The organism is Phenylobacterium sp., from assembly GCF_036402295.1.
Taxonomy (GTDB): domain Bacteria; phylum Pseudomonadota; class Alphaproteobacteria; order Caulobacterales; family Caulobacteraceae; genus Phenylobacterium.
The window spans coordinates 1-6,429 of the sequence record NZ_DASWTE010000028.1 but is presented as its reverse complement, the minus strand read 5'-3'; the positions used below and the strand labels follow the sequence as shown (position 1 = coordinate 6,429).

The window sequence follows — 6,429 nt, the reverse complement described above, 5'->3', positions numbered from 1 at the left end:
TAGACGTTGGCGATGTCCTGGCCGGAGGGCGTCGCGACCCAGTTCACTTCCAGGAGATCCGGGGCCGGGGCCGCCTTGATCGCTGCTGCAGACGAGACGGCCGCGGCGGCCATGGCGATCCAGTGGAGCATTTCGGGTCCTGACGCTTTGGTTACCGAAGCGTTAAAGCAAGTCCGGCGCCAAAGGCCAAGCTCGCCCGCCGCAGCTCGGGCTTGGCCTCACTGGCGCTTCACCTCCACCACGACCATCAGCCGCGAACCGGGCTCGGCGTTGGCCGGGGCCTTGGTGCGCTGGACCGCCTCGCCGGCCATCGGCAGCGCCGACGTCCCCCGCGGCCGTGCGTCGACGACGACGCAGTTGTCGAGGCTGCGGTCGTCGCGGACGCGGCAGTTGAAGCCCAGCGAGCCACTGCGCCCGGAGTCGTCGTAGACCACCACCGTCTGCGTCTTGCCGCGGGTCGGCTGCAGCCACTGGATCGGGAAGCGGACGGTGCGGCCCACGGTCGAGGCCCCCGACGGCGCCTTGGTCGGCATCTGGAACTTCGAGGCGACCGCGAGCGAGGCGGCGCCGAAGCCGGAACCCGCCGGCGTCTCGTCGCTGGCCACGCAGTCGGTGAGCTCCCCGGCCGCGCCGACCGTGCACTCCAGCGTGGCCGAGCCGGCGAGGCTCACCCGCGCCGCCTCCTGGGGATAGGCGCGGGTCATGTCCTCCGGCCTCGGCGCCTTGGACCAGCCCGGCATGTCGGCCGTGGAGGGCGGCGGCCGCGTCGACGCGGCGACCTGCGTGGTGGCGACCTGGGCGGCCTGCAGCAGCAGGACGGCGGCGAGTGTGGCGCTCATCTCGTTCCCCCGGAGACGGTGGCTTAGGCAACTGAACGCGGACCTACGTGGTTGCGCAGCTTGCCACTGCGGCGGCGAGCCGCCAAACCTCCGCTTTCATGCCCCGCATCGTCACCTACAACGTCCACCGCTGCGTCGGGAACGACCGCCGCCTCGACGTGGGCCGGGTCGCCGCCGTGCTGGCCGAGCTGAACCCCGACATCGTGGCGCTGCAGGAGCTGGACGTCGGCCGCCGGCGCACCAACCACGTCGACCAGGCCCACGAGATCGCCCGGCGTCTCGAGATGACCCACCACTTCCACGCCGCCCTCCAGGTCGAGGAGGAGCGCTACGGCGACGCGATCCTCACCACCTATCCCGAGCGGCTGGTGAAGTCGGGGCCCCTGCCCGGCTATCCGCGCATGAAGGGGCTGGAGCCGCGCGGGGCGCTCTGGGTCGAGGTCGACGTGGACGGCCGCCCGCTGCAGATCATCAACACCCACCTGGGCCTCGTGCCGCGCGAGCAGCAGCTCCAGGCGACCCACCTGGCCGGTCCGGCCTGGCTGGAACACCCCGACTGCGGCTGGCCCGCCATCCTGCTGGGCGACTTCAACGCCACCGCCAGCTCGGTGGTCTACCGCACCCTGACCCACCGCCTGCAGCCCGCGCGGCGGCTGGCGCGGCGCAAGCAGCCCAGCTCGACCTTCCCCTCGCCGCTGCCGGTGCTGCGCATCGACCACCACTTCGTGAGCCCGGGCATCGAGGTGCAGGACGTCTTCGCCCCCTTCGATCCCCTGAGCCGCGTCGCCTCCGACCACCTGCCCCTGGTGATGGACTTCGAGTTGACGTGAGGCCGAGACTTACCTCCCGCCGCTTCGCGGGGAGGTAAAGCATCACGGCGTTGCGCCCGACGCCCCCGCCAACGCCTTCGCCTCCTCGAACAGCCGCGCGCGCCGCCGCCAGGGCCGCCACGAGTCCTCTGGGCAGGACGGATCGCCCAGGTGGTAGGCCGAGACGAACTCCGCAAAGCCGCGGGGCCGCGCCGGATGGATCTCGCGCAGGCGGCCCTCGCGGTTCAGCGCGTCGATGGCGCGGACCAGGCTGCCGCCGTGCTCGGCGCGGGCCTTGGCCACCGCGTCGCCGGTGTAGCCCAGGAAGTGCCCCACCAGCCGGTCGCGCATGGCCGCCAGGATCACCCGCTGCGCCTCGTCCTGCGCCTCCACGGCCAGCTCGATCTCGGTGTCGAAGCCGAACGAGCGGTTGTTGAGGTTCGCCGAGCCCACCCGCGCCAGCCGGTCGTCGAAGATGCTGGTCTTGGAGTGGACGATGATCGTCGAGCCCGCCGCCGTGCTGGGATAGAGCGCCCGGAAGCGGTCGAACACGTCGGCGGCGCGCAGCCGCCAGACCATCGCGCCGCGGGCGTTGTCCATGGCCAGCTTGTCGAACCAGCTTGGCGAGAAGCCGGTGGTCACCAGCACCACGTCGGGCCCCTCGGGCTCGGCCAGCCGCCGCGCCAGCGCCTCGGTGATCACCGGCGAGGTGAAGTACTGGTTCTCCAGGTAGATCGTCTCCCTCGCCTCGGCGATGGCGGCCAGGGTCAGCCTGCGCAGCTCGTGCGTCGCCGGCCCGCCGCGCCACGGCGGCGCGGTTCGGGCGATGCCGACCTTCACGCCCGTGAGATGCGGCGGCACGTGGTCGGGCCAGGGGTCGCCGCCGGCGTCGGGCGGTGGGGCGAGGGGCTCTTCGGTCGGTCCGATCCGCCAGCGGAAGCGGAAGTGCTCGCCCAGCGCGCGGGCTGCGGCGCCGTCGACCATGATCATCACCTCGTGCCGCGGCGCGTGGCATTCCTGGTCGGGCATGATCCGCCGCAGGTCGACGTCGAGGTGGCCGGGCGTGTCCCAGCGGTCGACGCCGATGTCGCCGCCGCCGCAGAACGCCAGCCGGTCGTCGATCACCACCACCTTCTGGTGATGGCAGGCGCCCATCGGGACCTGGTCGTCCAGCCGGAACTTCACCCGGCTGCCCTCGAACCACTTGCGCGCCTTGTGCGGGAAGAACTCCTGGGTGGCCGCGATCGGCAGGGCCGACTTCCAGATCAGCAGGCGGATATCCAGCTCCGGCCGCTCGCGGGCGAGGCGCAGCAGCACGTGGCCCACCTCGTCCGGGTCGTCGGGAGCGTCATAGCCGTCGGGAAACAGGCGCGTGCGCGGGTCGAACGCCCAGCCCAGGATCAGGATCGAGCGCCGCGCCTTCTGGAACGCCTCGTAGAGCGCGGTGAAATAGGCCTCGGTGTCGATCAGGAACGCACAGCGGTCGGCGGTGTCCGTCCGCCAGCAGGTCTCGCCCGGGATCAGCAAACTCATCCGGCCCTCGGCCCACGCCCACGCGAATCAAACCCCATGGTTCAGCTGTGGTTCCGCCAGTGGATCGGCCTAAGCTGACCGGATAAATCGATAATCGTCGAGCGCATCGGGATCGACTTCGATGCTCACGCCTCGTTCTGCGGGATGCGCGTTCGACCCGCGCTGCTTCACGCCCGAGACCCAGTATTCCTCCCCCGACTCCACATCGAAGAAGTCGCCGCTAATGCCCCTGCCTTTCTGCAACGTGCGGCCCCGGTAGTAGATGGTCTGACCCGTCTTGGAGAAGCTAACCCAGCCGATCCGGCCCTGAGCACCGTCGATCAAACCGTTCTTGTTCTCGACATACATGACCCGTCGTCGCAGGCCTTTGGTCAACTGTGTCCGCATCACCGCCCCCGATTGGCGAAGCTAGGCCGATCGCGTGGCCTCCCTCAATGTGAACGCAACAAAAAAGAAGCGCATCGACCGAAGTCGATGCGCTGGCGGGGGGCCAAAGTTGGGCTTGGGAACTTAGGGGTTGGCGACGTCCTTGCCCTGCTTGGCGACGCTGGTCGCTTCACCCAGGTAGGCCCGGCAGGCCCCGGTCAGCTCGGCCGTCAGCCGCGCCTTGCGGTCCTGGCTCTTGGCTTCCTTACGGGCCCTCTGGAATTCCTCTTCGCCGCGGTCGACCACGTAGGTGGCGCGCGCGCCGCGCTCCGACTTGATCACGCTGTTCAACGCAGCCGGATCGACGACGCCCTCGATGCTGGTCGCCAGGCCCTTGCAGCGGTTGGCGCGCAGGTAGTCCACGTCGGTCAACTTGGGGGCGGCGGAGGCCGACCCGGCGACGGCGGCGATGGCGAGCGCGATGACGGCGTACTTCATGGGTGCATCTCCCTGGAAACTGTATGAATGCTGGCCGTCGGCGGCGATCAACTCAAATGAACAAGCTGCAATGATCAGTATTCGCGGATTAATATTCAGTCATGATACGTCGTTGTTACATAGATACATAAACATCTTGTAATGAACCGGTCACACAGGCCAGAAAGGCGCATGGCCAAGTTTGAACCGAAGCTGGACGCTGACGCCGTCAACGCGCTCCTGCGCCGCGCCTTTCCGGACGCCGAGGGGGCCTTCCCGACCGCAACGTCCGTCGAACCGGGTCGTGTACGGATGCTGGCGCCCTACCGCGACGGCCTGCTGCGACCGGGCGGGGTGATCTCCGGTCCGGTCCTGATGTCGCTCGCCGACACCGCCGCCTACGTGCTCGTCCTCGCCCACATCGGCGACCAGCTGATGGCGGTGACCTCGCAGCTCAACATGAGCTTCCTGCGCGGCGCAAAGCCGGGCGACCTCCACGCCGAGGCCGAGATGCTGCGCCTCGGCCGCCGCCTGGCGATCTGCGACGTCCGGATCTGGACCGAGGGTCCCGACCGGCTGGCGGCCCAGGCCAACGTCACCTACGCTCTGCCGTCATGAGTGCCGAAGCGCCAGCCGGGCCGCCTCCCCCCATCAAGACCCCCTGCATCAAGGTCTGCGTGGTCGACGGCGAGAGCGGCCTCTGCATGGGCTGCTACCGCCGCCTCAACGAAGTGGCCGCCTGGTCACGGTTCACCGACGCCGAGCGCGACGCCATCCTCGCCGAGCTCCCCGACCGCCGCCGCCTTATCCGCCCCGAAAAGCTGGCGATGTTCTGAGGCCGGCGGAGAGCCTTGAAGGACGATCTGCTTGCCCTCCTCCTCCGCGGTTCCGAGCCCTGCCACCACTCATGGTTTAAGTCTCGGAAACCGTGTCGATTCACGAGATTCCAACCTCGCCGCCCTAGCTTCAACGCCAACGACGGGCCACAAGGGCCGCTTCCTTTGGTGATTGAGGTGTCTTCACTCGGCAAGCTCGCCGCCGTGGCGGTGGTGTCGGCGCTCGCCAGCGCCTGCGCCGTCCAGGCGATCGCCCCGGAGCCGATGCGCATCGCGCGGCTCGAGGCCGAAGGGTTCGCGGCCGGCCCGTCGACCCCCGCCGCGGGCGCGGTGAGCAAGGCCGCCGACGGCCACTTCTGGGCCGACGCCGAGGTCGGCGGCCCGCAAGGCGGGGCCGGCAAGGTCCACTTCCTCGTCGACACCGGGGCCACCGCCGTGGCCCTGACGCCGGCGGACGCCGCCAAGCTCGGCTTCAAGGCCTCCGACCTCAAGTACGGCTACGACGTCACCACCGCCAGCGGCTCGTCGCGCGCCGCGGCCATCACCCTGCCGTCGGTGTCGATCAACGGCGCCAAGCTGGAGAACGTCCAGGCGCTGGTCGTGTCCGACGGCCTCGACGTCTCGCTCCTGGGGATGAGCTACCTAGGCCGCCTCACCCGCTTCGAGGCCACGCGCGAGACGCTGAGCCTCCAGCCCTGAGATCGCGCCCAGGGCCTCGTCGATCACCTCGAGGCCCGCGCCCGGCTTCACCCCCTCGACCGTCAGGATCCGCCGCCACGTCCGCGCGCCCGGCTGGCCGTGGAACAGGCCCAGCATGTGCCGGGTCATGGCCGCCAGGTGCGTCCCCCGCGCCAGCTCGGCCGCCACGTAGTCGCGGTAGGCCGCCACCGCCTCGAACGGATCCACGACTTCGCCCACGCCGAAGATGCGCGCATCCGCCTCGGCCAGGATCGCCGGCGTGTGGTAGGCGGCACGGCCCAGCATCACCCCGTCGACCTGCTGCAGATGCTCCTCGGCCTCGTCCAGCGAACCGATGCCGCCGTTGATCACGATGGTCAGCTCCGGCCGCTCGCGCTTCAGCCGCCAGACCAGCGGGTAGTTCAGCGGCGGGATGTCCCGGTTCTCCTTCGGCGACAGGCCCTTCAGCAGCGCCTTGCGCGCATGCACCACGAACAGATTCACCCCGGCCTGGGCGCTGAGGTCCACCAGCCGGAACAGGCTCTCCTCCGGGTCCTGCTCGTCCACGCCGATCCGGCACTTCACCGTCACCGGGACCTTCACCGCCGCGGCCATGGCCGCCATGCACTCCGCCACCAGCTCGGGCTCGCGCATCAGGCAGGCGCCGAACCGCCCCGACTGCACCCGGTCGGACGGACAGCCGACGTTGAGGTTGATCTCGTCGTACCCCTCGGCCTCGCCGATCCGCGCCGCCTCCACGAGGTCCGCCGGCTCCGACCCGCCTAGCTGCAGCGCCACCGGATGCTCCACCTCCGAGAACGCCAGGAGCCGCGCCCGGTCGCCGTGCAGCACCGCGCCCGTAGTCAGCATCTCGGTGTAGAGCAGGCTCTC

Annotated in this window: 9 protein-coding genes; 4 read left to right on the top strand and 5 right to left on the bottom strand. The window is 69.9% G+C overall.

The features are described 5' to 3' along the window. Nucleotides 1-218: 218 nt before the first annotated feature. A complete protein-coding gene (locus VGD44_RS01705) occupies nucleotides 219-839 on the bottom strand; it encodes a TonB family protein (protein ID WP_331083221.1) in 621 nt (206 codons plus the stop codon). A 98-nt stretch (nucleotides 840-937) separates the two neighbouring features. On the opposite strand from VGD44_RS01705, the gene VGD44_RS01700 reads away from it, so the two are divergent. Then, nucleotides 938-1,669: an endonuclease/exonuclease/phosphatase family protein gene (locus VGD44_RS01700; protein ID WP_331083219.1), complete on the top strand. Its 732-nt coding sequence runs from the start codon at nucleotides 938-940 to the stop codon at nucleotides 1,667-1,669. Between the two features lie 42 nt (nucleotides 1,670-1,711). On the opposite strand, the gene VGD44_RS01695 is transcribed toward VGD44_RS01700, so the two are convergent. The 3 genes from VGD44_RS01695 to VGD44_RS01685 all read right to left on the bottom strand — a co-directional run bounded on the left by VGD44_RS01695 (nucleotide 1,712) and on the right by VGD44_RS01685 (nucleotide 4,045). Then, nucleotides 1,712-3,181 (bottom strand): phospholipase D-like domain-containing protein, encoded by a 1,470-nt coding sequence (locus VGD44_RS01695; RefSeq protein ID WP_331083217.1) that lies wholly within the window; start codon nucleotides 3,179-3,181, stop codon nucleotides 1,712-1,714. 69 nt (nucleotides 3,182-3,250) lie between these two features. Further along, the gene (locus VGD44_RS01690) at nucleotides 3,251-3,568 is read right to left on the bottom strand and encodes a hypothetical protein (RefSeq protein WP_331083215.1); all 318 of its coding nucleotides are present in this window, start codon (nucleotides 3,566-3,568) and stop codon (nucleotides 3,251-3,253) included. A 123-nt stretch (nucleotides 3,569-3,691) separates the two neighbouring features. Next, the gene (locus VGD44_RS01685; RefSeq protein ID WP_331083213.1) at nucleotides 3,692-4,045 is read right to left on the bottom strand and encodes a hypothetical protein; all 354 of its coding nucleotides are present in this window, start codon (nucleotides 4,043-4,045) and stop codon (nucleotides 3,692-3,694) included. A gap of 171 nt (nucleotides 4,046-4,216) precedes the next feature. Here VGD44_RS01685 and VGD44_RS01680 point away from each other — a divergent pair, with 171 nt between their 5' ends. The 3 genes from VGD44_RS01680 to VGD44_RS01670 all read left to right on the top strand — a co-directional run bounded on the left by VGD44_RS01680 (nucleotide 4,217) and on the right by VGD44_RS01670 (nucleotide 5,559). Continuing rightward, nucleotides 4,217-4,642 carry a PaaI family thioesterase gene (locus tag VGD44_RS01680; RefSeq protein ID WP_331083211.1) on the top strand — a complete coding sequence of 142 codons (426 nt, stop codon included), beginning with the start codon at nucleotides 4,217-4,219 and terminating at the stop codon, nucleotides 4,640-4,642. Then, nucleotides 4,639-4,860 carry a DUF1289 domain-containing protein gene (locus VGD44_RS01675; RefSeq protein WP_331083209.1) on the top strand — a complete coding sequence of 74 codons (222 nt, stop codon included), beginning with the start codon at nucleotides 4,639-4,641 and terminating at the stop codon, nucleotides 4,858-4,860. Before VGD44_RS01680 ends, VGD44_RS01675 begins: the two co-directional genes overlap by 4 nt. A gap of 177 nt (nucleotides 4,861-5,037) precedes the next feature. After that, nucleotides 5,038-5,559 (top strand): TIGR02281 family clan AA aspartic protease, encoded by a 522-nt coding sequence (locus VGD44_RS01670; RefSeq protein ID WP_331083207.1) that lies wholly within the window; start codon nucleotides 5,038-5,040, stop codon nucleotides 5,557-5,559. On the opposite strand, the gene dusA is transcribed toward VGD44_RS01670, so the two are convergent. Further along, nucleotides 5,503-6,429: tRNA dihydrouridine(20/20a) synthase DusA (dusA, locus tag VGD44_RS01665; RefSeq protein ID WP_331083205.1), on the bottom strand; the 927-nt coding region annotated here is incomplete at its 5' end. The two genes, VGD44_RS01670 and dusA, sit on opposite strands and share 57 nt — an antisense overlap.